25 protein-coding genes are annotated in these 25,836 nt (G+C 42.5%); 19 read left to right on the top strand and 6 right to left on the bottom strand.

Annotation, left to right across the window (positions count from 1 at the left end):
- Positions 1–466: 466 nt before the first annotated feature.
- The gene (locus tag ACR65F_RS07975; RefSeq protein ID WP_039043615.1) at positions 467–805 is read right to left on the bottom strand and encodes a winged helix-turn-helix transcriptional regulator; all 339 of its coding nucleotides are present in this window, start codon (positions 803–805) and stop codon (positions 467–469) included.
- A gap of 194 nt (positions 806–999) precedes the next feature.
- Between ACR65F_RS07975 and ACR65F_RS07970 the strand changes: the two genes are divergently transcribed.
- From ACR65F_RS07970 to ACR65F_RS07950, 5 genes are all read left to right on the top strand, one after another.
- Positions 1,000–1,851 carry a VOC family protein gene (locus ACR65F_RS07970; RefSeq protein WP_039043614.1) on the top strand — a complete coding sequence of 284 codons (852 nt, stop codon included), beginning with the start codon at positions 1,000–1,002 and terminating at the stop codon, positions 1,849–1,851.
- 94 nt (positions 1,852–1,945) lie between these two features.
- Complete coding sequence (locus ACR65F_RS07965) at positions 1,946–2,488, top strand: NADPH-dependent FMN reductase (RefSeq protein WP_369795227.1); 543 nt, start codon at positions 1,946–1,948, stop codon at positions 2,486–2,488.
- Positions 2,489–2,650: 162 nt separating this feature from the next.
- Entirely contained in the window at positions 2,651–3,211 is a 561-nt protein-coding gene (locus tag ACR65F_RS07960) for a TetR/AcrR family transcriptional regulator (protein ID WP_039043612.1), read from the top strand.
- Between the two features lie 5 nt (positions 3,212–3,216).
- Positions 3,217–4,437: a DHA2 family efflux MFS transporter permease subunit gene (locus ACR65F_RS07955; protein WP_440503958.1), complete on the top strand. Its 1,221-nt coding sequence runs from the start codon at positions 3,217–3,219 to the stop codon at positions 4,435–4,437.
- A 432-nt stretch (positions 4,438–4,869) separates the two neighbouring features.
- The gene (locus ACR65F_RS07950) at positions 4,870–6,231 is read left to right on the top strand and encodes a dihydrolipoyl dehydrogenase family protein (protein WP_440503957.1); all 1,362 of its coding nucleotides are present in this window, start codon (positions 4,870–4,872) and stop codon (positions 6,229–6,231) included.
- Between the two features lie 68 nt (positions 6,232–6,299).
- Here the strand turns inward: ACR65F_RS07950 and gnd are convergent, their stop codons facing one another.
- The 3 genes from gnd to zwf are packed head-to-tail and all read right to left on the bottom strand — an operon-like array spanning position 6,300 to position 10,623.
- Positions 6,300–7,715 carry an NADP-dependent phosphogluconate dehydrogenase gene (gene gnd, locus ACR65F_RS07945; RefSeq protein ID WP_440503956.1) on the bottom strand — a complete coding sequence of 472 codons (1,416 nt, stop codon included), beginning with the start codon at positions 7,713–7,715 and terminating at the stop codon, positions 6,300–6,302.
- A 20-nt stretch (positions 7,716–7,735) separates the two neighbouring features.
- Positions 7,736–9,085 (bottom strand): glucose-6-phosphate isomerase, encoded by a 1,350-nt coding sequence (locus ACR65F_RS07940; RefSeq protein ID WP_440503955.1) that lies wholly within the window; start codon positions 9,083–9,085, stop codon positions 7,736–7,738.
- Between the two features lie 35 nt (positions 9,086–9,120).
- A complete protein-coding gene (zwf, locus tag ACR65F_RS07935; protein ID WP_440503954.1) occupies positions 9,121–10,623 on the bottom strand; it encodes a glucose-6-phosphate dehydrogenase in 1,503 nt (500 codons plus the stop codon).
- 413 nt (positions 10,624–11,036) lie between these two features.
- Here zwf and hxlA point away from each other — a divergent pair, with 413 nt between their 5' ends.
- The 4 genes from hxlA (at position 11,037) to ACR65F_RS07915 (ending at position 13,861) form a co-directional block, all read left to right on the top strand.
- Positions 11,037–11,678 carry a 3-hexulose-6-phosphate synthase gene (hxlA, locus tag ACR65F_RS07930; RefSeq protein WP_440503952.1) on the top strand — a complete coding sequence of 214 codons (642 nt, stop codon included), beginning with the start codon at positions 11,037–11,039 and terminating at the stop codon, positions 11,676–11,678.
- Position 11,679: 1 nt separating this feature from the next.
- Positions 11,680–12,234, top strand: coding sequence for a 6-phospho-3-hexuloisomerase (hxlB, locus tag ACR65F_RS07925; protein WP_440503951.1), 555 nt, complete (start codon positions 11,680–11,682; stop codon positions 12,232–12,234).
- Between the two features lie 149 nt (positions 12,235–12,383).
- On the top strand, positions 12,384–13,001 hold the full coding sequence (locus ACR65F_RS07920; protein ID WP_440503950.1) for a cyclase family protein: 618 nt from the start codon (positions 12,384–12,386) through the stop codon (positions 12,999–13,001).
- A 47-nt stretch (positions 13,002–13,048) separates the two neighbouring features.
- The gene (locus ACR65F_RS07915) at positions 13,049–13,861 is read left to right on the top strand and encodes a Cof-type HAD-IIB family hydrolase (protein ID WP_440503949.1); all 813 of its coding nucleotides are present in this window, start codon (positions 13,049–13,051) and stop codon (positions 13,859–13,861) included.
- A 62-nt stretch (positions 13,862–13,923) separates the two neighbouring features.
- On the opposite strand, the gene ACR65F_RS07910 is transcribed toward ACR65F_RS07915, so the two are convergent.
- Positions 13,924–14,910, bottom strand: a complete 987-nt coding sequence (locus tag ACR65F_RS07910; protein ID WP_440503948.1) for a Gfo/Idh/MocA family protein — start codon at positions 14,908–14,910, stop codon at positions 13,924–13,926.
- A 187-nt stretch (positions 14,911–15,097) separates the two neighbouring features.
- Between ACR65F_RS07910 and ACR65F_RS07905 the strand changes: the two genes are divergently transcribed.
- The 10 genes from ACR65F_RS07905 to ACR65F_RS07860 all read left to right on the top strand — a co-directional run bounded on the left by ACR65F_RS07905 (position 15,098) and on the right by ACR65F_RS07860 (position 25,104).
- Positions 15,098–15,463 (top strand): winged helix-turn-helix transcriptional regulator, encoded by a 366-nt coding sequence (locus ACR65F_RS07905; protein WP_039043596.1) that lies wholly within the window; start codon positions 15,098–15,100, stop codon positions 15,461–15,463.
- Positions 15,464–16,085: 622 nt separating this feature from the next.
- Positions 16,086–16,448 carry a hypothetical protein gene (locus ACR65F_RS07900; RefSeq protein ID WP_052245934.1) on the top strand — a complete coding sequence of 121 codons (363 nt, stop codon included), beginning with the start codon at positions 16,086–16,088 and terminating at the stop codon, positions 16,446–16,448.
- A 219-nt stretch (positions 16,449–16,667) separates the two neighbouring features.
- Positions 16,668–17,354 (top strand): N-acetylmannosamine-6-phosphate 2-epimerase, encoded by a 687-nt coding sequence (locus ACR65F_RS07895; RefSeq protein ID WP_039043594.1) that lies wholly within the window; start codon positions 16,668–16,670, stop codon positions 17,352–17,354.
- 42 nt (positions 17,355–17,396) lie between these two features.
- Entirely contained in the window at positions 17,397–18,269 is an 873-nt protein-coding gene (locus ACR65F_RS07890; protein ID WP_039043593.1) for an N-acetylneuraminate lyase, read from the top strand.
- An 82-nt stretch (positions 18,270–18,351) separates the two neighbouring features.
- Positions 18,352–19,845, top strand: coding sequence for a sodium:solute symporter family protein (locus ACR65F_RS07885; RefSeq protein ID WP_440503947.1), 1,494 nt, complete (start codon positions 18,352–18,354; stop codon positions 19,843–19,845).
- Positions 19,846–19,945: 100 nt separating this feature from the next.
- Positions 19,946–20,857: an ROK family protein gene (locus ACR65F_RS07880; protein WP_440503946.1), complete on the top strand. Its 912-nt coding sequence runs from the start codon at positions 19,946–19,948 to the stop codon at positions 20,855–20,857.
- 20 nt (positions 20,858–20,877) lie between these two features.
- On the top strand, positions 20,878–21,717 hold the full coding sequence (locus tag ACR65F_RS07875) for a MurR/RpiR family transcriptional regulator (RefSeq protein WP_440503945.1): 840 nt from the start codon (positions 20,878–20,880) through the stop codon (positions 21,715–21,717).
- 193 nt (positions 21,718–21,910) lie between these two features.
- Positions 21,911–22,456, top strand: a complete 546-nt coding sequence (locus ACR65F_RS07870) for a DUF4358 domain-containing protein (RefSeq protein WP_440503944.1) — start codon at positions 21,911–21,913, stop codon at positions 22,454–22,456.
- A 59-nt stretch (positions 22,457–22,515) separates the two neighbouring features.
- Positions 22,516–23,940 carry an MBOAT family O-acyltransferase gene (locus ACR65F_RS07865; RefSeq protein ID WP_440503943.1) on the top strand — a complete coding sequence of 475 codons (1,425 nt, stop codon included), beginning with the start codon at positions 22,516–22,518 and terminating at the stop codon, positions 23,938–23,940.
- Positions 23,941–23,979: 39 nt separating this feature from the next.
- Positions 23,980–25,104: a DHHW family protein gene (locus ACR65F_RS07860; protein ID WP_440503942.1), complete on the top strand. Its 1,125-nt coding sequence runs from the start codon at positions 23,980–23,982 to the stop codon at positions 25,102–25,104.
- Between the two features lie 74 nt (positions 25,105–25,178).
- Here ACR65F_RS07860 and ACR65F_RS07855 read toward each other — a convergent pair whose 3' ends face one another.
- Entirely contained in the window at positions 25,179–25,673 is a 495-nt protein-coding gene (locus ACR65F_RS07855) for a DinB family protein (protein WP_440503940.1), read from the bottom strand.
- Positions 25,674–25,836 lie beyond the last annotated feature (163 nt).

Here is a 25,836-nt window from a genome sequence, read left to right as displayed (position 1 = left end):
GACGTGTGTTGGAACTTAAAGATGGGAAGTAATCAAACTTTTTTATCAAACCAAATCTTTAATAGATGGGATATGAATTCATTTTGATCAATCTTTTTGTCGATAAGGTTACTTTCTATTTATAAGAGAAATATGGTTTATGTGGTGTTTTTTTAAAAACATTTTTCTAAAGCAACACCGGAATAGAAGAATTTTAAAGGAACGAATTTAAGAAGGAACACGACTTTAAAAAAATAAATTTTATAAAACATAGGAGAACTGGGATTGCTACTATCGAATGCAATCTTAGTTCTCTTTTTTTGCCACAAGCTGCATAGGGCCGAATACTAAATGATGTCTTCTTGGACAGAAGGACATATGGGGGGAAGAAGAGTAGAGGTAAAATGAATAAATTGAGCAATAAAGTGTAAAGTGATCTTTCCATAAAAAAGAGAGCTTGCTATGTAGCAAGCTCTCTTTGTCAGTTTTAGTCAATTTCGCAGGACCCGTCATCTTCTGAAGATACCCAGATGTGCGACCAGTTTTCGATTTCTTTTAGCACAGGTTCCAAGGAGTGACCTTTTTCGGTTAAGGAATATTCAATGATCACAGGAGTTTCAGGGAATACTTCCCGTTTAACAACACCTTGGCTTTCCAGATCCTTCAAACGATCTGACAAGACTTTGCCGCTAATTCCAACAGCTGACTGAATCTCGCTAAACCGTTGAGTCCCTGTTAGAAGTTGGTAGATTACCAAACCCGTCCATCTTTGACTAAGGAGTGAGATGGCTTTTTCGAATTTTGGACAAATCGTGGATTGTTTCATGGGATATACACCTCTTTCCATATAGTATACCATAGAAAACACAGAAATTACAAAGTGAAATTAAAGTACTTGACGATATTTGATTCCTTATGTATAGTTAGTTACATAAGGTAATCAACTTATAAAAAAGTAATGTTGCATCGATTGTAATGACAATCAAATGCTTCTTATTCGAGAAAGAGAGGAGGGTAATGATGAGTTTCCATACGAAACCTACAACATTTGTTGGTCATGTCCAAATTAAAGTGGAAAACTTGGAGCGGGCGAAATCCTTCTACCAAGACATTCTTGGTTTCGGTATCCTAGAGCAAACTCCTTCGTCCGTAAAGCTTACTGCGGATGGGAAGACTAGCATTTTATCATTGGAGCAACCGGACAATGTTGTACCCAAGCAGGGTAAAACTACGGGGTTGTATCATTTTGCGATTTTATTACCGGAGAGAGCAGATTTGGCGAATCTCGTGATTCATTTATCCAAACAAGGTATTCCATTAGCATCTTCCGATCACCTTGTCAGTGAAGCGCTGTATCTTAATGACTTAGATGGAAACGGAATTGAAATCTATATTGACCGTTCTCCTTCTGAGTGGGTTTGGCAAGAGGAAGAAGTAGCGATGACCGTAGATCCTCTTGATTTTGAAAACTTGCTGGCAATATCGAGCTCTGACTCGGCATGGCGAGGAATGCCGGAGGGAACGGTAATGGGACACATCCATTTACATGTTTCTGAATTGGTGAAAACAGAAGAGTTCTATGTGAAGGGCTTGGGACTTGATGTCGTCAACCGCTTCGGTAAGCAGGCATTGTTCCTCTCTTCAGGAAAATACCACCACCATATAGGAGTCAACATTTGGAATGGGCAAGGAGCACCGCGACCGACTCAAAACAGTGTAGGTCTACAATCCTTTACACTCGTATTGCCTGATGGAGCTACGCGCATACAAGTCATTGAAGATATTAAGCGGATTGGCGGAAGTGTTATAGAAGAAGGCCATCACTATATCACATCCGATCCTTCAGGAAATCGAATCCTTCTAGAAGTATAAGTAGGTCGCTTTACAAAAGAAAGAATAGGTTGGTGTCAATTAAATGAGTATTTTCACAAAAATATTTAATAAACAATCCAAGGAGGAAGTTAAAATGAATACAATGAATATCGGAATTATTTTAGGGAGTACACGTGAAGGTCGGGTTAGCCCACAAGTAGGGGAATGGGTAAAAGGAATTGCAGACAAACGTGGAGATGCCAATTATGAAATTATCGATATCGCAGAATTCCAGTTGCCATTCATGGGAACAACTGATGGAACTGAGCCGGGAATTACAGCTTGGAATGACAAACTTGCTAGCTTGGATGGTTTTGTATTCGTTGTCGCAGAATACAATCATAGTATTTCAGGAGCGTTGAAAAATGCATTGGATCTTGCACGCGAAGCATGGAATAACAAAGCTGCTGGGATTGTAAGTTATGGTTCAACAGGTGGGGCTCGAGCAGCAGAACATTTACGAGGAATCATGGGAGAACTAATGATTGCAGATGTGCGTACCCATCCAACACTCTCGCTCTTTACTGATTTTGAAAACGGATCGGTATTGAAGCCACAAGATTTACATTTGGATAATGTGAATTTGATGCTTGACCAAGTCAATGCTTGGAGCGGAGCATTAAAAACACTTAGATAACAATGTTAGGTCCGAAAAATGAAAAAAATTTAGTGAAGCTCTGAGCATCTTGCTTAGAGCTTTTTAGGTTTTCTTCTTTTTTTAAAAAACACTTACACCATCTGTGAAAGTTCTGCTATAGTAAAACAGACCGGTTGGTATGCTGGAGGAAGGAAGAGGAATATGGACACGAAAACACGGATGATTGAAACGGCGACAAAGCTTTTTCAGCAGAGAGGCTACAAAGCTGTAGGGCTGAACGAACTGCTGCAAGCATGCGGGATAACAAAGGGAGCACTTTATCACCATTTTCCGGGAGGTAAGGAAGAGTTACTCATCGCGTGTTTGCAATCGCTTAACGAGACGCTAACTATGGATATTGAATCGCTATTTAACAGAGCTACTTCTACAGAAGCTGCAGTCCGTGCAGTTATTGGTGAGATGATTAAGGATTTGGATCGAGACGGAACGATTGCCGGCTATACGTTTAGTAGCATCGTTAGTGAGATGTCTCTTCTTAGTGAACCCGCTCGTGATGCTTGCAGAGCGCTATATGAAAAAATCCAGTCTATTTTCTATGCAAAATTAGTCGAAGACGGTTTTACAAGTGATCGGGCGTCCTCAATATCTTTGTTCTTAACGGCATCCATAGAAGGCGGGCTACTCTTGTGTCGTGCACAAAATTCTTCTATCCCTTTACAAACGATATCGAACGTATTACCTGAATTGATGAAGGAGTTTTAAAAAGTATGATGAAGGAACGAGAAATTAAAAGAGGATATATCATGTTGGCATTGTTCACGGCGGGTTTTGTTGGGTTGTTCAGTGAGACTGCCTTAAACATTGCGCTAGGCGAACTCAGCCACATTTTTCAAGTTAGTACAACCGCAATACAATGGCTTGCTACAGGTTATTTCTTAACGCTCGGAATTCTTGTTCCGATTACAGGGAATCTGATGCAGAAGTTTACGACACGTCAGCTGTTCATCGCATCTCTGACCTTGTCGATTATCGGAACGATTACTGCGGCAATGGCGCCTGTCTTTAGTGTGCTGATCATCGCACGTGTCATTCAGGCGGCGGGACTTGCGATCGTGTTACCGTTAACGCAAAATGTGATTTTTACGATTTATGCACCGAACGAACGAGGGGGCGCCATGGGAATCATGGGTCTTGTAATTCTTGCTGGACCCACACTCGGGCCGACCGTTGCAGGGCTGATTCTGGACACTCTCTCATGGCATTGGATTTTTGGGGTTACGTTACCCTTCTTAGTATTCTCTTTACTATTCGGGTACATCTTCATCCCGAACTTAAATGAAGTACGGAACACCCGAATCGACAGTCTATCTGTCATACTGTCTACGTTTGGTTTCGGGGGGCTAGTGTACGGATTTAGTAGTAGTGGTGATTACGGATGGGGAAGTATGCCGGTAATTGGAACAATCGTCCTCGGACTCATTGCGCTCTTCTTATTCGTTGTCCGACAGACGAAGCTTGAGTCACCTATGCTTAACTTACACGTTTTCAAACATCCGCAATTTGTGTTGGGATTCACAATGAACAGCATTACATTCTTCAGTATGCTTTCCATGCTCGTTGTTTTACCGATGTACATGCAAGTAGCGCTCATCGTTTCAGCCTTTGCAACTGGACTGGTTTTGCTTCCAGGCAGCCTGCTGAATTGTATTCTTGCTCCTCCGATTGGACGCTTATTTGATCGGTTTGGTCCGCGGGCGATCATTACACCAGGAACCCTGCTTGTTGTGGTGGGATATGCCCTCTATACACAGTATGGAACAGAAACCGCTTTGTGGATGATGGTTGTTACACATATAGTGATGATGCTTGGCGTAGGGATGACCATTGGAGCCGTTCAGACGAATACGCTGAATGCATTGCCGAAAAGGCTCTATCCAGATGGTATTGCTGTTACCCAAACATCGCAGCAAGTATCGGGAGCTGTCTGAATTGCTATTATGATTTCAATCCTAACTGCTAAACAAGGAGTAGCTTTAGCGGAGGGAGCAACCATGATGGCAGCTACAGCGGCGGGCACTTCTATGGTATTTACGTTCAGTTTAGTACTGGCTGTCATTAATGTTGTGCTGTCTCTCTTCTTGAAGAAAACACAATAAGACGTGCACAGCCATCGAATTGAATGGTTTATAAAAGCTGGTTCTGCCAATTAGGCGGAATCAGCTTTTATTGCGTCAATCATCTTTCATAGACTAATAATTAAATAAGGTTAGAACACTTAAACCTGGGTAAATTAAGTAGTATCACTCACTTGTGTAACGTTAACTTTTTGGTTGAAGGTGGATATCAGCCCTCAATATATGATGGCTAAGTAGCCTGGACAGCCTTTGTTTACGAATGCAAGGAAAAGGAGGAAACCCAGTTTGAAGAAAAACTATGATTTGATTGTAATCGGTACAGGAACAGCAGGTTCTAGTACTGCTCAAGCTTGTAAAAAAGCCGGTTGGACTGTTGCCATTATTGATAGACGTACATATGGTGGTACATGTCCCCAACGGGGGTGTGACCCGAAAAAAGTGTTGGTAGGCGCAGCGGAATGGATGGATTGGAAGGAGAGAATGGCAGGAAAAGGACTCTCGGGAGATGCACGTATCGATTGGAAAGACTTGATGGCGTTTAAGAAAACGTTCACGGAGCCGATTCCTGAAAACACCGAAAAGAAATTTAAGGAGCTCGGGATTGATGGTTATCATGGAGAGGCGAAGTTCGAATCCGATACGCAAATCCGAGTAGGCGATGATGTGATTACTGGGAATAAAATCGTCATTGCAACAGGTGCACAGCCAGTAAAATTAGGACTAGATGGTGAGGACTTAATGATTCACAGCGATGACTTCCTCGACCTTGAAGAATTGCCGAAGAAAATCATCTTTGCAGGTGGAGGCTACATTTCAATGGAATTTGCGCATCTCGCTGCACGTGTCGGTGCGGAAGTTGAAGTCATCCATGGTGGAGAACGACCTCTTGAACAATTCGATCCAGATTTAGTCGATCTTCTTGTAAAACGTTCTGAACAGGTCGGCATTAAAATCCACCTAAATACGCGAGTTAGGTCTGTAGAAAAGAACGGAAAAACGTTTACAGTAACGGCTGAAAGAGACGGTGAAAAGCAAACCTTTACAGGCGATTTAGTTGTCCATGGATTGGGGCGTGCACCTGCACTCGATATCGATCCTGAAAAAGGACATGTTAATTTTGGTGATAAGGGTGGCGTTCAGGTCAATGAATACCTGCAAAGTGTGAGCAACCCTAATGTATACGCTGCCGGGGACGCTGCTGAGACATCAGCACCACCGCTTACTCCCATTTCTTCAAAGGATTCAGCTGCAGTCATCCAAAACTTACTTCATGGCAACCACACGCCAATTGTCTATCCAGTTGTGCCGTCTGTTGCGTTCACTGTCCCGAAAATCGCTTCCGTCGGTATGACAGAAGAGGAAGCTAAAAAATCTAACCAAAAAACCAAAGTGACGTACCAGGAAATAACAGATTGGTTTACGTTTAAACGGACGAACGAACAAGCCGCTGCATTCAAACTCATTACGAATGCTGAGAGAGGAACCGTTCTGGGTGCGCATTTTTTAGGCGACAATGCTGATGATCTCATTAATCATTTCTCCACGGCTATTCGCCTAGAGTTAACTTTTGAAGAAATGAAGAAGACGATTTTTGCTTACCCTACAGGAGCATCCGATATTGGTTCCATGTTGAATGAAGTTAAATAAGCGAGTTATCCTTGCAAATGAAAACCCCGCCATCCAGTCGATGAGCGGGGTTTTACCTATAGTTCGTGTTATTTCTTCGACCAATCCGTATGGAATGATCCATCCTTGTCAATACGTTCATAAGTATGTGCTCCAAAATAATCGCGCTGTGCCTGGATTAAATTAGCTGGGAGTGTCGCTGTCCGATAACTATCATAATAAGCAAGAGCGCTAGAGAATGCAGGAGTTGGAATACCTTGTTGAATCGCAAGGCCGAGTACTTCACGAAGTGCTGACTGATAGTCGCCAACAATTTTCGTGAAATAAGGGTCTACCAATAAGTTCGGCAACTCTGGATTGTGATCGAATGCGTCTTTAATGTTTTGGAGGAACTGAGCGCGGATAATGCAGCCTCCGCGGAAAATCATTGCAACTTCGCCGTACGGAATGTCCCACCCGTATTGTTCAGACGCGGCACGCATTTGAGCAAATCCTTGTGCATACGAACAAATCTTACTCATATACAATGCTTTACGAATCGCTTCAATCAGCGCTTTACGATCTCCTGTAAACGATTCTACTTCTGGCCCTGTCAGTAATTGACTCGCAGCGACACGCTCTTCTTTTATAGAAGAGATGAACCGTGCAAAGACGGACTCCGTTACGATTGGAAGTGAGATTCCTAGATCCAATGCATTTTGACTTGTCCACTTACCCGTTCCTTTTTGACCGGCTTTATCTAAAATCTGATCGAGTAGCGGGTTACCCGTCTCTTCATCCATTTTCTCGAAAATCTCAGAAGTGATCTCAATCAGGTAACTATTTAGTTCACCCGTATTCCACTCTGAAAATGTGTCATGCAATTCTTTAGGTGTCATACCGAGAGCATGTTTCATGATGAAGTACGCTTCTGAAATAAGTTGCATATCGCCATATTCGATGCCGTTATGGACCATTTTCACATAATGTCCAGCCCCTTCAGGACCCATATGGGCACTACATGGAGTGCCATCCACTTTCGCGGAAATGGCATCAAGAATCGGTTTTACTTGGTCATACGCTTCCTTAGGTCCACCTGGCATGAGTGAAGGACCGAACCGCGCGCCTTCTTCGCCACCTGAAACTCCTGTTCCAATGAAATGGATACCAGACGCTTTTAACTCGGCTGTACGTCGATTCGTATCTTCAAAGAATGTGTTGCCTCCATCGATTAAAATATCGCCTGACTCGAGGTGAGGGAGGAGTGATTGGATGACCGAATCCGTCGTCTCTCCGGCTTTAACCATCATCAAGATCTTGCGCGGTGTTGCAATGGACCCAACAAACTCATCAAGAGTGGAAGCCCCGATGATATTTTTTCCTTGAGCTTCATTTGCGATGAACTCATCTGTACGGTCTGTCCAGTAGTCATAGACTGCAACAGGGAATCCTTTACTCTCCATGTTCAAGGCCAAGTTCAACCCCATGACGCCAAGTCCGATAACACCGATTTGCTGATTGCTCATAGCCATCCTCCGTTCTGGTTTTAGTAGTTTGTGATCTCCGCTATCCGTTCTTCTAGTTGCTTCTTTTCATCTTCAAATCCTTCTTTACCAAGTAGCGCAAACATGTTCTTCTTATACGCTTCAACACCCGGTTGGTCAAACGGATTCACACCAAGTAACGTCCCACTGATAGCACATGCTTTTTCAAAGAAATAGACGAGCTCACCAAATGTATATTCATTCAACTCATCTAACTCAATTAGCAAATTCGGCACATCTCCATCGATATGTGCAAGTGTCGTACCGAGTGCAGCCTTTTTGTTCACTTCGTCCATCGTTTTCCCTGTTAAGAAATTCAATCCATCAATATTATTGACGTCATTTTGAATCGTTCGCTCTACGGGGGATTTCTTTATTTGCAACGCTGTTTCGATGAACAACCGACGTCCTTCTTGAACGTATTGTCCCATAGAATGCAAGTCCGTCGTGAAGTTTACCGAGGCAGGGAAGAGACCTTTTACGTCTTTACCTTCACTTTCCCCGAAAAGTTGTTTCCACCATTCAGCTAGAAAATGTAGACCAGGTTCGTAGGTCACTAATAGCTCAATGGATTTTCCTTTGCTGTTGAATATATTTCGAACCGCAGCATATTGATAACTCCCGTTTGTCGCGAGGTTCGGATCATTGTATTTGTGAAAAGCGGCTTCAGCACCCGCAATCATTTGGTCAATATCAAGACCTGCAACAGCGATTGGAAGAAGTCCGACTGGTGTAAGTACCGAATAACGCCCTCCAATATCTTCAGGAATGACGAAAGTTTCGTAGCCTTCTTCCGTAGCAAGCTTACGAAGTGCGCCTTCGTTTTTGTCCGTCGTCACGTAAATTCTCTTACGTGCTTCTTCCTCTCCGTACTTTTTCTCCATGAACTCACGGAAAATGCGGAAAGCTAAGGCAGGTTCAGTCGTTGTCCCTGACTTGGAAATGACATTGATGGAAATATCTTTCCCATCCAACACTTGAAGAAGGTGTTCGATGTAAATGGAACTAATATTTTGTCCTGCGAAATACACTTCCGTATTGCCGTCTATCTGGTTATGGAATGTATGGGAGAGTGCTTCAATCGCAGCTTTCGATCCGAGATACGAACCACCGATTCCGATAACGATCAGGGCATCCGATTGCTGTTGAATTCGTGAAGCGGCCATTTTCACCCGCTCGAACTCTTCTTTGTCGTAACTGACGGGCCAATTCACCCATCCAAGATAATCCGATCCAGGACCACGTTGGCCGTGGATTTGGTTATGTGCTTGCTTTACAAATTCACTGAAATTATCCATTTCCGTACTCTTCATGAAGGACATTGCGTTTGTATATTCAAATGTAACTGACATGTACTGTATCTCCTTTTATGTGAAAGGCGGTCTAATTACCACCACGTAACGTGATCATTGGCAAGTAACTGTTTTGCTTCTTTAGGTCCTGTGGAGCCAGCGGCATAAGGAACTAATGGTAACCGATTTTCCTCAAATGCTTCCAGCAAAGGCTGAATCCATTGCCAAGACAACTCGACTTCCTTCCAATTGGCAAAGAACGTTGCGTTGCCAAGCATGGCGTCATGTAAAAGCAGTTCGTAAGCTTCTGGCTGATTACTTGAATTCGTGGTGAACGTAATCGTAGAAGGCTTAAATCGATTTGTAGAAGGGTCCTTCATGTTCACTTGTAACGAAATACTTTCATTTGGACTGATTTCAAGAATCAACAGATTTGGAGCAAGACCTTCAGGATGGTAATTTTCTATATCTGACGGACGTTCTTTGAATTCAAATACGATGCGTGTGGATTTTTTATCCAATCGTTTACCGGTTCGAATATAGAAAGGAATACCTGTCCAAAACTCGTTGTCGATAAATAAGCGCGCAGCAATATACGTATCATTCATGGAAGAATGAGGGACACCAGGTTCTTCGCGATAAGCAGGCACGTCGATCCCAGAAATCTCACCTTTATCGTATTGAGCACGAATGAGATTGTCTTGCAAATCGTCTTGCTGGATTGGCCGAAGTGCTTGCATGATTTCCATCTTTTTCGTACGGATTTCTTCAGGTTGTGCTTTTGTCGGAAGGTGCAGCGCCGTCATCATCACGAGCTGTAACATATGATTTTGGACCATATCACGGATCGCGCCCGCCTTGTCGTAATAAGGAGCTCGTGTCTCAACGCCTACGGTTTCACTCGCTGTAATTTGAACGTTTGAAATAAGCTGGTGATTGAATAACGAATCCAATACAGGATTGACGAGGATCAACGTTTCCAAACTTTGAACCATCGGCTTGCCAAGGTAATGGTCGATTCTATAGATCTCGTCTTCACTAAACGCTGTTGACAACTTATCATTCAGTTGGCGAGCGGTTGCCAAATCGCTGCCGAATGGTTTCTCTACTATGAGACGCTTCCAACCTGATGTTTGACACAGCCCACTTGTCTTGAGATTGGCCGAAATTATATCGATCAGACTTGGAGCGACAGACAAATAGAAGAGCCGGTTTTCCGGGAGGTTCAATTCAAGTTCACGTTTTTTAATAAGTCCGTTCAACTTTTGATATGACGATGTTTCTGTTGCGTCAAACGTGCAGTATCGGAAGGAGGATAGGAATTGTTGTAATCCTTCTTCTTCAACGTTTCCTCTTGAGTATGTCCGTAGTGATTGTTCCACCTTTGTCTGAAAAACATCATCGGTGTAAGGGGTACGACCTAGACCAATAACCGAAAAAGCTTTTGGCATTTTGTTTTCGACATACAAATTATATAATGCAGGGAATAACTTTCGCTTGGCCAAATCACCTGTTGCGCCAAACAAAACAACTGTCATTCCTTGCGTATTTCGTTCACAGTGCTCCTCTGTTTGTGAAGAGAAATTATTGAATTGCATATGTTTCCCCTCCAATGGGTGGAATAGTAATTCCGGTATTTAAAAGTACAACAGTACCTAGTATAAGAGTACCGCGAGAGAAATGTAAGTACGCAGTTTTAAAACATATAGTACAAAAAAGTATACTGTGAACAATGCTGAACACTCTGAACAGAAGCAAACGTTTATAAAATGAAGGTTTTTGCACGAACTTGCACGAACTTTCTTTTTGAAAAATGACGATGATTTTAGTTTTAAAATACAAATCCAAACTAGATCCTCTATATGAAGTTGAAAGAAATCCATCTACATAAATACGATCCGACAGTATACTCCTTGTCAGTATGTGATTTTAAAGTGCGTACTTCTCAAAAGATATCTCTGGATTTACACTGAGTGAGCACTGAAAAAACACATAAAAGGAGAATGAATATATGAAATTACAATTAGCGTTAGACCTTGTCGACATCCCAGGAGCAATTGAGGTCGTCAACGAAGTTAGAGAATTTATCGATATCGTCGAAATTGGAACTCCAGTCATTAACAAGGAAGGACTCGCTGCAGTGAAAGAAGTAAAAGCGGCATTTCCTAACTTGGACGTTCTTGCAGACGTGAAAATCATGGACGCAGCAGGATATGAAGTAGGGAACGCATCTGCAGCAGGAGCGGATATTGTTACCATTCTTGCTCAAGCAGAAGACTCTTCAATTCGCGGTGCTGTTGAAGAAGCTAAAAAGCTTGGCAAGCAGATCTTAGTCGATATGATTGCTGTAAAAGATATCAAAACGCGTGCTGCTGAGCTTGATCAGTTGGGTGCAGATTACATTTGTGTTCACACAGGATATGATCTCCAAGCAGAAGGAAAAGATTCATTTGCAGATCTCCGTACGATTAAAAGCGTTGTTAAAAATGCGAAGACAGCAATTGCCGGTGGGATTAAGCTAGAAACTCTTCCAGAAGTGATTAAAGCTCAACCGGATCTCGTTATTGTCGGTGGCGGAATCACTGGCAAGGAAGATAAGAAAGCAGCAGCGCAACAAATTAAACAGATGATCCAACAAGGCGCGTTCGTGTAATATGAACGCAACTGCCTACACACAGGAAATACTGGATGAACTGAAACGTACTATGTCGCTTATGAAAGACGCTGACGCTGAAAACTTAGTTGACGCCATTCTTAATGCGAAAAAGATTTTTGTGGCTGGTGGAGGACGTTCTGGTTTTATGGCCAAAGCATTTGTGATGCGTATGATGCACATCGGTCTTGAAGCATACGTGGTAGGCGAAACTGTTACGCCTAACTTGGAAGCGGATGACCTTTTCATTGTAGGCTCTGGTTCAGGCGAAACAGGAAGTTTAGTCTCCATGACAGAGAAAGCGAAAAACATTGGTGCGACGATTGCGTCCATCACAACTAATCCGGTTTCAACAATCGGAAAGTTGGCGGATCTTACAATCGAAATCCCTGCACAAGCGAAGGCGGATAGCGCAAGTGGGAAATCCATTCAACCGATGGGATCCTTGTTTGAACAGGCGCTACTGTTGTTTTACGACGCCCTCATTTTGAGTGTGATGGAGAAAAGTGACTCTCACTCAGATATCATGTACGGACGCCATGCGAATTTAGAATAGAAGCGTTGCATAACCTGAGTCCAGTTATTATGGTGACTCAGGCTTTTTTTATCCGAAAAGGTGCTACCTCTAGACAGGGCGATGTCGAATGTGCAAGGATGACGGTAGAGATTGAATAGAAACTACTACAGAATGGGTGGTTGATAATAATGAAAATGTACGACGTGACAAGTTCAATTTACGAAGGAATGACGGTCTATAAAAACAAGCCAGAAAAGCAGCCTGAATTAAAACGGGTGACAAATGGCTATGTGACAGAAACGCGCTTGGAACTGGATGTGCACACAGGTACCCACATTGACGCACCTCTTCATATGGTTGTAGAAGGGGATACCTTTGAAACACTTCCGTTAACGAATCTCGTTGGACAATGTAAAGTCATCGATGTAACAAATGTCGAGTCAGGAGTTTCTAAAACAGACTTAGAAGGATTCAACCTTCAGAAGAACGATTTTGTTTTATTGAAAACCAAAAACTCCTTTGTAGAAGACTTTGACTTTGACTTTGTTTTTCTTGCAGCAGACGGAGCAGAGTATCTAGCACAAATCGGTATTCGTGGAATTGGAATAGATGCACTTGGTGTGGAAAGAAGCCAGGAAGGACATCCCACTCACAAAACATTATTTGCAAATGACATCATTATCATCGAAGGACTTCGTTTGAAAGAAGTGGAACAGGGCGAATACTTCATGGTTGCAGCTCCTCTTAAATTAGTCGGAACGGACGCGTCACCAGCAAGGGTGTTATTGTTTGAAGGACTCCAATAAAAACCTGGCAACCCGAGCGATTCGTTAAGCAGTAAAGGAGAAGCTTTATGTATAAATTAGTAGCAATCGACCTCGACGGAACACTGTTGACCGATCAATTGGAGATTACGCCAAATACAATCGACGCGATTCAACAGGCAATCGAAAATGGCGTAGTCGTCACACTCGCAACGGGCCGTATGTTTCCATCAGCAAAAAAGTTTGCCAAACAGCTGAACTTGAATGTCCCGCTTATTACGTACCAAGGTGCAGTCATTAAAGATGTTGAAGAGACAAAGGTTTGGTTCGAACGACCAGTACCTCCTGAAATCTCAGAAAGGCTCATTGAGTTTGCGCAGGAGCATCAAGTACACGTACAAGTGTACCAAGATGATATCGTTTACGTAGCTGAAGATAATAAAGCCATTCAAGCCTACGCAAGAGAAAGCAACGTGCCCTATACAGTTGTCGATGAATTGGGCAGTCTTGCAAAAAGGGGATTTTCGAAAGTTTTGTTCATTGGAGAACCGATGTATTTGGATCACTTGCAAGTTGAACTGCATGGGGTGTTTGGTTCAGATGCGCATATTGCGAAATCTAAACCTCATTACTTGGAAGTCACAAATCCTGAAGCGAACAAAGGAAATGCATTGCTTTACTTAGCCGAGCAACTTGGAATCCAGCAGTCTGAAATCATTGGAATCGGGGATAACCATAATGATTTTGAACTCATTACGACAGCCGGTTTAGGTGTAGTCATGGGAAATGGGGTCGAGGCATTGAAAAGTGTCGCTGATTACATTACCAAGACAAACAATGATGAGGGAGTGCTCCATGCACTTGAAAAATTTGTACTAGAACCCGCAACAAAAATTAAATAAATGTCAGTATTCATACGACAAGGCTTGGACTATACGAACAGATAGTCCAAGCCTTGTTTGTGTTAATTTAGATCACTTGGGAATGCCAAACCGATATCTTTCCGGATGGCATCCGCCACTTTCATGGTCGTATGGGAATTGAAGTAAGTGTTCACGGGTGATTCGGTTTTTCCTTGTTCTATCAAATCTACAAACTCTTGCAATTCGTAGTACATAGATGGGTAAGGCATCTGTACGGTGAGCACTTCGACACTACCATCGTTATACTGGATTTCAACGTGTTCAGGAGAAGAAACTTTCGTAATTAGCATCGTGCCTTTTTCCCCTTGGATTTCCCATGGCAATGCAGAATTTGAAACTTTGGAGTACATCAACACCGCATCTTTGTCCTTGTATTTCAACGTAACACTCCCTGAACTATCTACACCGGATTCCAGGAGCGTGCCCGTCGCTTTGACCTCAAGGGGTTCACCGAACAGAGTGATCAAAGGATATAAACAGTAGACTCCTAGGTCCATCAATGCACCATTCGCAAATTTCGGATTGAACGCATTTAATACGATGCCTTTTTTATATTGATCATATCGGGATGAATATTGGCAGAAGCTTGCAAAGTATTTTCGAATCGGTCCAAGCTTATGAAGGTTATCTTGGATCACTTTGAAATTTGGAAGAAGTGTTGACTTCATAGCCTCCATTAAGAGGACGTTATGTTTCTTCGCAGTTTCAAACATCCGTTGAACTTCATTTGAATTGGCCGCGAGAGGTTTCTCGCATAATACATGTTTGCCATTTTTTAAGAAAAGAATGGCTTGTTCTGCGTGAAAAGAGTTTGGGGTAGCGATGTACACCGCGTCAATTTTGTCACTACTAGCCATTTCCTCAAGATTCGTAAACTGATGGGGAATTCCATGTTTACTTGCAAACTCTTCTGCGCGTTCACTTGTTCTAGAGTAAACAGCTGAGATGTTTAGTCCATCCACATGTGCCGCTCCACCTAATAATCTTTCTGTAATCCAGTTCGTGCCGACTAACCCGATTCTAACCATCGTTTCACCTCTGTTTTAATTAATGAAATCCCCTCGTTTCCATGAATTCCTTGTACAAACAATAGAATTTACGAACGGGGATAGTTCCATTATAATGTGTACCAGATACAATTCAAACTACGACATTAAAGTATACATAGTGTCGAAAAGTATACTATGGTTGATTATAAGGTTCAGGAGGGATAACGTGCCAAAATTAGGTGAGAAAGATTTTAATTGTGAAAAGGAATTAACGCTATCGATTATCGGGGGCAAGTGGAAAATGTTAGTCCTCTGGCATTTGGGAAGAGAAGGAACAAAGCGCTTTGGTGAATTAAAGAATTTGATGCCTGGAATTACGCAACGTATGCTCGTCAACCAATTGCGCGAACTTGAAGACCATTTAATCGTCCATCGCGAAGTCTATCCAGTCGTACCGCCAAAAGTGGAGTACTCGCTAACTGAACAAGGAAGAACACTCATGCCAATTTTGGATGCGATGTATGAATGGGGTAAAACCTATATTGCAACCAATTTACAAACCCCAGATGAAGAAGAACAGACCGGAAACTGAGGGGCATATATGAATTGGAACGCGCGTGATTGAGATGCAACCGCGCGGAAGTGAGGTAGGTGGGCGCGCAATCGGTGTAGTACCGCGCGCAAATAGTGTTGCCCGCGCGCGAAAATCAGAACGCGCGTAAACAAGGAGCAACCGCGCGGAAGCGATGTTCGTACGCGCGCAATCGGTCTAGAATCGCGCGCAAAAAGAGTTGCCCCGCGCGCAAAAATCGGAACGCGCGTAAACGAGATGCAACCGCGCGTAAATGATGTCCGTTCGCTCGCAATCTACCCAGTCCCGCGCGCAAAAAGAGTTGCCCCGCGCGCAAAAATCAGAACGCGCGTAAACAAGAAGCAACCGCGCGGAAATGGCGCCCGTGCGCGCGCAATCGGTCCAGTACCGCGCGCAAAAAGAGTTGCCCCGCGCAATCCACATCACTCCGCACACAAACCATAAGTGAAAACTTCATCATATGCAGGTAAAAGAGATTACATATTGGATACGAGAAGGTTAAACAACTAGTCAAAAATGATTAATAAACGACGTCATGATGAAACTAAAGATCATTTTCATTCGTACCAGTTAGTATAATGGAATGTACTAAAACTCTGCATAGAATTGAGGGGGAGTTCAGATGAATGATCACGAAAAGGACAGCCATGGCGAATTGGGGAAGCCCTTTGAAGAAACGTCGATAAAAGTGGTTTTCAAGAAATTTGGTATTCAAAAAGATGTCTCGCTTATTTTTGGTGAACCAGTTGAAGTCGGTTTGACCAAAGTAATTCCAGTCGCTAAGTTGAAGTATGCAATTGGTGGCGGAGGAGAAAGTGGTGGAGGAGAAGGTGCTGGAGGAAGTTTCTCCGTTAAACCTGTTGGAGTGTATGAAATTACACCTGATCACGTTACTTTCAAATCTACAAACAGTTATCGGAAGGCAGCTACAATTGGTCTGATTGTTACTGGAATAATAGGCATTCTTATCTCGCGTAAGAAATAATAGAAACATCCCCTTGCAATGACTCCATGTAGAGTCGTTGCTTTTTTGTTTTGGTCAGGAACTAGCACTCTGAAAATCATACTTTCATCATAATGACAGATTAATAATCATAAATTATGAATATTTGACAGTTAACTTTCATAAATGATATAGTGCCAATAGATTGAAAACGCTTACTAGTTATTTCTCGTTCAACGTCAAACAGCAAGGAGACTATCCATGAACAGCCAAGATTTACTGAAGCAATTACAACATTCCCTCATTGTCTCTTGCCAGGCATTAGAGGATGAGCCGTTACACAGCTCATTCATCATGAGTAAAATGGCGCTAGCAGCAAAACTGGGCGGAGCGGTTGGCATCCGTGCAAATTCCGTAGAAGATATCCAAGCAATAAAACAAGAAGTTGATCTCCCCATTATCGGGATCATTAAAAAAGACTATCCGGACGAGGCGGTCTTCATTACTCCAACGTTCGAAGAAATATCTGCACTAGCTGAAGAAGGTGTAGATATTATCGCACTAGACGGCACCGATCGAATGAGACCGGGAAACCAAACATTTGAAGAACTACTCAGACAAGCGAAAGAGGCGTTCCCGGAACAACTCTTTATGGCGGATGTTTCGACGCTGGAAGAAGGGTTGCTTGCGGTAGAAGCTGGTGCAGACATTGTCGCTCCAACATTAGCAGGGTACACACCTTACTCAAAAGACGTGAAGCCATTAGAGCTTGTGAAGCAACTCGTTGAAAAAGTGAACGTGCCAGTCATTGCAGAAGGAAACTTTGATACTCCTGAAAAGGCAAAGTTGGCAATTGAACATGGTGCTCATGCAGTTGTTGTAGGGAGCGCCATTACACGACCTATGAATATCACGGAAAAATTTGCAACAGCTATTCTTCACAAATAAGAAACTCACACCAATCATTTAAAACAGAGGAGCGGATTAGTAATGAAAGGTATTTTTACAGCACTAATGTGTGCATTTGACGAGCAGGGTAACATTCACGAAAAAGGATTACGCCAGTTAGTACGTCATAACATCGATGTCTCTAAAGTAGACGGATTATACGTTAATGGAAGTACAGGGGAGAACTTCTTGATCTCGACTGAAAACAAAAAACGGATCTTCGAAATTGTCAAAGACGAAGCAGGGGACCAAGTGAAGCTCATTGCACAAGTTGGTGCACTTAACATTGATGAAGCTGTTGAACTTGCTAAATTCGCGACAGATCTTGGTTATGATTCTTTATCTGCCGTTACACCTTTCTACTATAAATTCGATTTCGAAGAGATCAAAGACTATTACAACACAATTATTAACAGCGTCGATAATACGATGATTATCTATTCGATTCCTGCTTTAACAGGTGTCAATATGAGTCTGGAGCAATTCGGTGAGTTGTTTGAAAATGAGAAAATAATCGGTGTTAAATTCACAGCGCCTGATTTCTATTTACTCGAGCGCTTACGCCATGCGTATCCTGAAAAACTCATCTATTCAGGATTTGACGAAATGTTATTATCTGCAGCAGTTTTAAACGTGGATGGAGCTATTGGTAGTACGTTTAACGTGAATGGTACACGTGCACGTTCAATTTTCCAACTTGCTCAAGAAGGTAAAATTGACGAAGCACGAGAAATCCAAAAAGTTACAAATGATCTCATTTCAGGCATTTTAGCGAACGGTCTTTATCAGACAATCAAAGAAATGTTGAAAACACAAGGCGTGGAAGCGGGAGTTTGCCGCAAGCCGATGAAACAGCTTTCGGCAGAAAAAGTGAAAGTAGCTCAAGAACTTGCATCAACTTTTTTAACTAAGTGAGGAAAGAAAGACTTCTGCTGAAGTCTTTTGAACTACAAGTAAGCGCTTACCTATAGACAAAGAAACGATAGGGGGAAAAGGGATGGATGGAAAGTTTGCAGTAATAGACTATGTTATTTTGGTTGCGTACTTGCTCTTAATTCTTTACATCGGAGTTGCTGTTGCAAAAAAGGAAATGAAAGGGAAAGAGTTCTTTAAAGGAGACGGCAGTATCCCGTGGTGGGTCACGTCTGTAAGTCTTTTCGCAACACTGCTCTCTCCAATTTCGTTCTTATCACTTGCTGGGAATTCATATCTTGGAAACTGGCAACTTTGGGCAGGTCAAATTGGGCTGTTCATCGCTGTTCCAGTAGCCATTTACTTCTTCTTACCGGTGTATCGGAATCTCAACATCGATACGGCCTATGAATATTTAGAAAGACGATTTGGCAAAGGCTTACGGATTATGGGAAGTTCACTTTTCATCATTTACCAAGTTGGACGTATGTCGATCATCATGTACTTGCCAGCGCTCGCATTATCGGCCGTTACTGGTATTCATACTGTGGCAATCATTCTATTCATGGGTGTCATTGCGACAATTTACTCATCAATTGGTGGCATTAAGTCCGTTCTGTGGACAGATTTCATCCAAGGGATTGTCCTGATAGGTGGCGGGGTTTTCGCACTCATCGTACTTATTCTCTCTGTTAAAGGCGGCTTCCCTGAGATTATGAAAGTCGGTGTCCAAGACAACAAATTCTTTAGTGAAGCAGTGATCTTTGACCCGAATATCTTCAATGATAGCTTGTTCATCATCTTCCTTGGTGCTGGATTATCAACATTGTTCTCGTACATTTCGAGTCAAGACATGGTACAACGTTATTTGACTACGACAGATTTGAAACAGATGAACAAGATGACCATCATGAATGGTGTACTCTCTCTTGGTACCGCAACTTTGTTCTTCTTTATCGGAACGTCATTATATGTGTTTTATAAGCAAGCTGGCGGTGATATGCCTGAAGGTGCAAAAGATCTCATCTTTGCGAACTTCATCGTTACTGAGTTACCAGCAGGGATCTCGGGATTACTCATCGCAGGACTCTTTGCGGCAGGTCAATCCACACTCTCTACAGGGTTGAACAGTGTCGCGACCAGTTGGACGTTGGATATCCAAAAGGTTCTACGTCCAAATATGACCGATGAAAAAGGAACGAAAATCGCTAAGATTGTCAGCATCATCGTAGGTGTCCTGTCAATCATCTTTGCAATCGTTCTCGCATACTCTAACGTTAGTTCTGCATATGAGTGGTTCAATGGTCTGATGGGTCTTGTACTTGGTATTATCGGTGGTACGTTCACTCTTGGTGTGTTGACGAAACGTGCGAATACAAAAGGAGCGATTGCAGGTTTCATTGTAACGTCCTTAATCGCGATCTACGTTTCTTATTTCACAGACACGACACTATGGGCGTATTCACTTATTAACCTAGTATCATCTCTCGTATTTGGTTACTTGTTTAGCTTACTATTCAAAGAAAAGAGTAAGGCAGAGGATAGTTCTGCAGGGCTTACTTATTACGATCAAAAGTAAAAACTATAAGAATCGTACGAAAGGACAGCGCCGTAGACTAGGTGCTGTCCTTTACCGTTTCAAATGATATAGTAAATGGAATAGATAAGGGGGAATCGCTATGTACATTGGTGCGATCGATATTGGCGGAACATCCATAAAAACAGCAATTTCAGATGAATATGGAAAGTTGACGAATCCTAAAGCATATCCAACAGAAGCGAAGAAAGGCGGTTCGCATCTCATGGAAAAAATCCTGATGATTTGCGAAGAGATGCAAGCACTACAAAATCTGAGTGGAATTGCGATTAGTTCAGCGGGCCAAGTAGATACAGAGAATGGGACGATTATCTATGCCACAGACACGATTCCAGGCTATTCTGGGATGAATGTGTGCGAGCGAGTGACTGCGAAGTTCAATGTGCCGGCAACGATGGACAACGATGTAAACTGTACAGCACTTGGTGAGCAATGGGTAGGTGCCGCCCGGAACGTCAGCGACTTTTTGACTGTAACGCTTGGAACGGGAATCGGTGGTGCGTTGTTCATCAACGGAAGTTTATATAGAGGAGCAACTTTCTCTGGTGGTGAAATCGGCCATATGATTTTGCATCCAGGAGGAAATCCTTGTACATGTACACAAGCAGGGTGTTATGAGCGATATGCCTCCAGTGCTGCGTTAGCTGTTGCTGTACAGCAACAATTTGGTGAGTTGGAGCTACCTGCATTTTTTGAAATGATTCGTTTAGGAAATGCTGAAGCAAACGTCGTATTTGAAAAATGGATTGATGATTTGACAACTGGATTAGCGTCACTCGTACTGATTTTGAATCCTTCAGTAGTAGTGATTGGTGGAGGGATTTCTGCGCAAGGCGAGTTGTTGCGAGAAGCGATTCAAACGTCTCTCGAGACGAAGCTGATGCCGAATCACAAAAAAGAGTTATCTGTTGTTCTAGCGGAAAGAGGGAATGACGCAAATCTGTTGGGAGCGGTACGGCACTTTTTGAACAACAATCCTATTCAGAATGACTAAGAGGACGGAGGACGATTTCTATGCAAACGGGACCGTTAAAAGGGATGAAACCTTCGGTGCTCATGGAGCAATATAAGCCGCAGTTTACCAAATCAGAGCATAAAATCTATACGTATTTAACAGCAAATGAACCCCATGTAATCTACCTATCTCTCACGGAATTGTGTGAGGCAAGCGGTGTAGCAGAAGCAACTGTCCTTCGTTTTTTCAGGAAGCTTAAGTTTAAAGGATTCCAAGATTTCAAGTATTCCTATGCACAAGAGTTGGCGGCAGATGCTACTGTGCCAGAGCACGGTACTTATTTGGATAAAATCCGCAATAATATGGTAAGGGCTGTTGAAGACTCCGCAGGACTTGTTGATGAAAATGAACTGCAGCGTACGATAGAAGTGATCAAACAGAAAAGTAATATTGTCATCTTTGGAGTAGGTTCTTCAGGGATTGCAGGTCTCGATATGCAAAGCCGGCTCATCCGTATAGGGCGCCAAGCGACAGCTGTCATCGATCCACATTTTCAAGTGATGCTCGCGTCTTCTTTGAACGAAAATAGTGTGGTCATCGCAATTAGTATTTCAGGTGGTACAAAGGATATCGTCGACTCTGTTAAAATCGCAAAAGAAAAAGGTGCCACCATAATTGTATTGACGAACTACTTAAAATCACCTTTGAGTCAATACGCAGATCATATTCTACTCGGATCAGCGAAAGAAAATCCGCTGGATAGCGGGTCGTTAGTATCGAAAATCGCCCAATTGTTTTTAATTGATGTTTTGTGTACCGGATTGGCTGTGAAGGATGTAGAAAAAGCTGAAGAAATTCAGACCGAGATTTCTGCAAATATCTCTACAAAACTTTATTGATTAAGATATTTCATTAATATTCCTCTCGTAAAAACCAATCATCATTATGAAATTTGACGTTCTGATTTCATGTAGAGTTTCAGTGAAGGTATTTTAGGGGGACCTCACTTTTTCGAAATAACAATGAAACTTTTTATCAGTTCATCCGACTACTTCTAATAGGAACGAACATTTAGTGAATCGAGGGGATTTTATGAAGAAGTTAGCAGGAATCGTAGTATTGTGCATGGCAGTCATGATGGCGGCTTGTGGCAGTCAGTCTTCGGGCGAACCGAATAAGGAACAGGCCTCTGAAGTGAAGTTCACAGACATCGTTTCGAACATTAAGGACCAAGTTTCGGAAGATTTGAAAGCTGAAGGTGTAGACGATACGAGTCAAACCCATCAAGAAGTGGATTTGAAAGATACAAAAGATGAAAATTCCGTAGCGAATATTTGGATTGAAAAAATGAAGATGAATCCTGAATTACTCGCAAATGGGACAGTCATAGCTGCACTAATGAACGTCAATGCAGATGAGATCATCGTACTGGAAGCAAAAGATGAAGAACAGGTCGCTGAATTGAAAAAATCACTTGAAAACGAACTGGCTTCACAAGTTCAAACTTGGGAGCGATACTTACCTGATCAATATGAAAAAGTGAAGAACAATAAAATCGTCACAAAAGGGAAATTCCTTTTGTATGTGACATATACAAATCCGGAAGCAATCGAGAAAGCATTCAACGAAAGTTTCTAACAAACTAAAAGGCACAGTGTGTGCCTTTTTCTAATTGGTTTGGTGAGGGAGTGTCGCGCATGGTATTCAGCAGTTTAACGTTTCTCTTTTTCTTTTTGCCTATAGCAATTTTACTCTATTACATCAGTCCACGCGCGATGAAAAACTTCACGTTACTTGGTGTTAGCCTGTTTTTTTATGCATGGGGCGAACCTGTTTACATAATTTTAATGATTTTTTCTGCACTAACGGATTACATACATGGTCGTATTATCGGACGGTATCGAGAACAACGACCACTCTATGCAAAATTGGGACTCGTGTCCTCACTCGTTGTAAATTTAGCTGTTTTATCATTTTTTAAGTATGCTGACTTTCTAATTGGAAGTATCAACTCCATCATAGGAACAGGCGTTGAACCATTGGATTTGCCACTACCAATCGGTATATCGTTTTATACGTTTCAAACGATGTCCTACGCGATCGATGTGTACCGAGGGAATGTCCGTCCGCAAAAGAATATCATAACATTTGCGCTCTATGTCTCCTTATTTCCTCAACTGATTGCAGGACCTATTGTACGCTATGAAATTATAGAGAAAGAATTGATGAATCGGACGTTTCAGCTCAGTCAATTTGCTGATGGTGTTCGGATATTCATCATCGGACTCGGTAAGAAGGTGTTGGTCGCCAATTCAATCGGCCAACTGTGGGCTAGTGTTGAAAGCCAGGGTGTTTCAGACCTGACTGTATTAGCTGCATGGCTCGGCATTATTGCATTTGCGTTCCAGATTTACTTTGACTTCAGTGGCTATTCGGACATGGCGATAGGTCTTGGGAAAATGTTTGGATTTAGCTTCCCAACAAACTTCAAGTATCCATATATCGCGAAGAATGCTTCTGAATTTTGGCGGCGTTGGCATATAACACTCGGTTCCTGGTTCAGAGATTACGTCTACATTCCGCTTGGGGGCAATCGAAAGGGACAGTTTGTGCTTTATCGGAATTTGTTCATCGTCTGGGGATTGACTGGATTATGGCATGGAGCCAGTTGGAATTATGTGTTGTGGGGATTGTATTTCGGAGTGTTGATTGGGATTGAACGCGCGGGTCTACTCAAATGGCTGGAAAAGCTCCCACGTTTTGTCCAGCATGGTTATTTACTCATCGCCATCTTGTTCAGCTGGGTGTTATTCGTCTTTGAAGATATTAACGAAGGGATTCGCTATGCGCAAGTGATGGTCGGGCTGGGAGGACGCCCCCTCTACGATACAGCATTTCTATATGATCTTTATACAAATGGCGTTTTGTTGCTGGTTGCCGGACTTTTATCAACGCCGCTATTTACGCGACTGTGGAAACAGTGTGTCGAACGTAGTGAAATTATTCGAAACGAATGGATCCAGACAGCTTTGCAGGTGGTCTTTTTCATGGCGATTCTCTTCCTATCGACTGCATACTTAGTCGACGACTCGTTTAATCCATTCCTGTACTTCCGTTTCTAACACAATCTGAAATTCGAACAAGACTGGAGGGGGAGAATTGTGAAGCGATTGAATACTATTATGATTGTCGTATTTGCCGTTTTTATTGGTGGGATTGCATGTATGAATCTGCTGGCAGATGACCAACCGTTTTCACAAGCAGAAAATCGTCCTCTTATGGAATTCCCCAAAGTGTCTCTGGACAGAATCACATCAGGAGCGTTTACAAAAGATGTAGAAACGTACTTAAGTGATCAGTTCGTTCATAAACGTTTTTGGACAAGCATCAAAGCAACTGCTCAAAAAGTTGTTTTGAAAAAGGATAACAATGGAGTGTACTTCGGGGAAGACGGCTATTTGTTTGAGAAGTTTAAACCCCCTTCAGAGCAACTCGATGCCAATAGTGAGAGTATTTCACGGTTTCTTGAGAAGACAAAAGGTGTTTCAGTTTACGGACTACTTGCCCCGACCTCTATCGAAATATATCCTGATAAGTTGCCGAAATTCGCGCAAACAGCAAGTGAAACAGCTGCTATTCAACGCGTCGAAGAACAAGTGAAAGGAGATATCAGCTGGATAGATGCAACCGGCGCATTAAAAGCGGCAAAAGAGCAGCCGATCTATTTCCACACAGACCATCACTGGACGACACACGGGGCGTATGTAGCTTACCGCGCGGCGATGGAGAAAATGGGAATGGCTCCGTTATCTTCAGATGAGTTTGCCATTCGGACCGTGTCTAAAAACTTCAGGGGAACGTATGACGCAAAGGCAAATGACCCCTCAGTTGAATCAGATGAAATCGACGTGTTTGAGCCGAAGTTTCATGTATCCTATGACGTCGACATTGACGATGGTCAATCGAAAATGGATTCACTATATGCATGGGAGTTTCTTGAAAAACGTGATCAGTATTCATTGTTTTTAGGCGGTAATCATCGTGCTGTAACCATCCATTCCAATGTGAAAAACGGACGAAAACTGATGATCTTCAAAGACTCATACGCCCATGCGCTCGTTCCATTTCTAGCGAATCACTTTGAAGAAATCTATATGGTCGATTTGCGTTATGACCATAGGGATATGGCACAAGTCGTTAAAGAAAAAGAGATTCAAGATGTGTTATTTGTGTACAATATCGCTGGTTTTGCAGAAGACGAGAACTTGATTTGGCTACGCCAATAAAAAATGTAAAAGAAAGGCCGGGACGTCTTCAAAGCGTCTCGGCCTTTCTATCATTTCATAGTGCAATCTGGAACTTATTTTGTAACATTCATGGATTCTTTTACTTCTTGGATTTGTTCAATATGCCGTAACTCATGGTATCCCACGAAGGGAATCCATTGGTCTAAGCTCATGTCACCAAAGACAGGATGTGGATAAGATCTCTCCTTCAGCTGTTCAGAGGGAGTAGTATCTTCAAGTTGTTGAAGCAAGGTGTGGGATGCGTTTAGTTTATCCTTCAACTCCGCAGCTGTAGCAAAGGATTCACTAGGTGTTGCGAAGTCAGGCGCTTCAACTTTTGTTGACCGATCGACTGTCCGCTCAATTGGTTTGTCGGCGGTTTCATGAGGTTCTCCCTTTGTGAGTTGCGATTGAATTGCCTTTGCAACGCTGCCTTCCATCAAATAAAGGTGCTCTAGCACTTGGCGGATGGACCACTTGTCTTCAGAGGCTTTCCAGTTCAGCTCTTCATCACTGAGACCATTTACTGTATCCAATAGCTTTTTGCGTGCTTCCTCATTTACTTTCATCGAATCACTCCTCCTAAACTCTATACCTATTTATACCATTCATTTAGAAAATTAAACCACCCACAATAGCTAGGATAGATGTGAATGGTTTATAACCTCTTGCTTTTTAGTGTCTAAATAGCATAGTTTACCGTATAATTTTCAAGGTGGAGCGGCTGTTAAT

The sequence above is a fragment of the Sporosarcina sp. SAFN-010 genome, assembly GCF_059415065.1.
The sequence above is the reverse complement of the archived record's forward strand: the minus strand, read 5'-3'. Positions and strand labels throughout refer to the sequence as shown.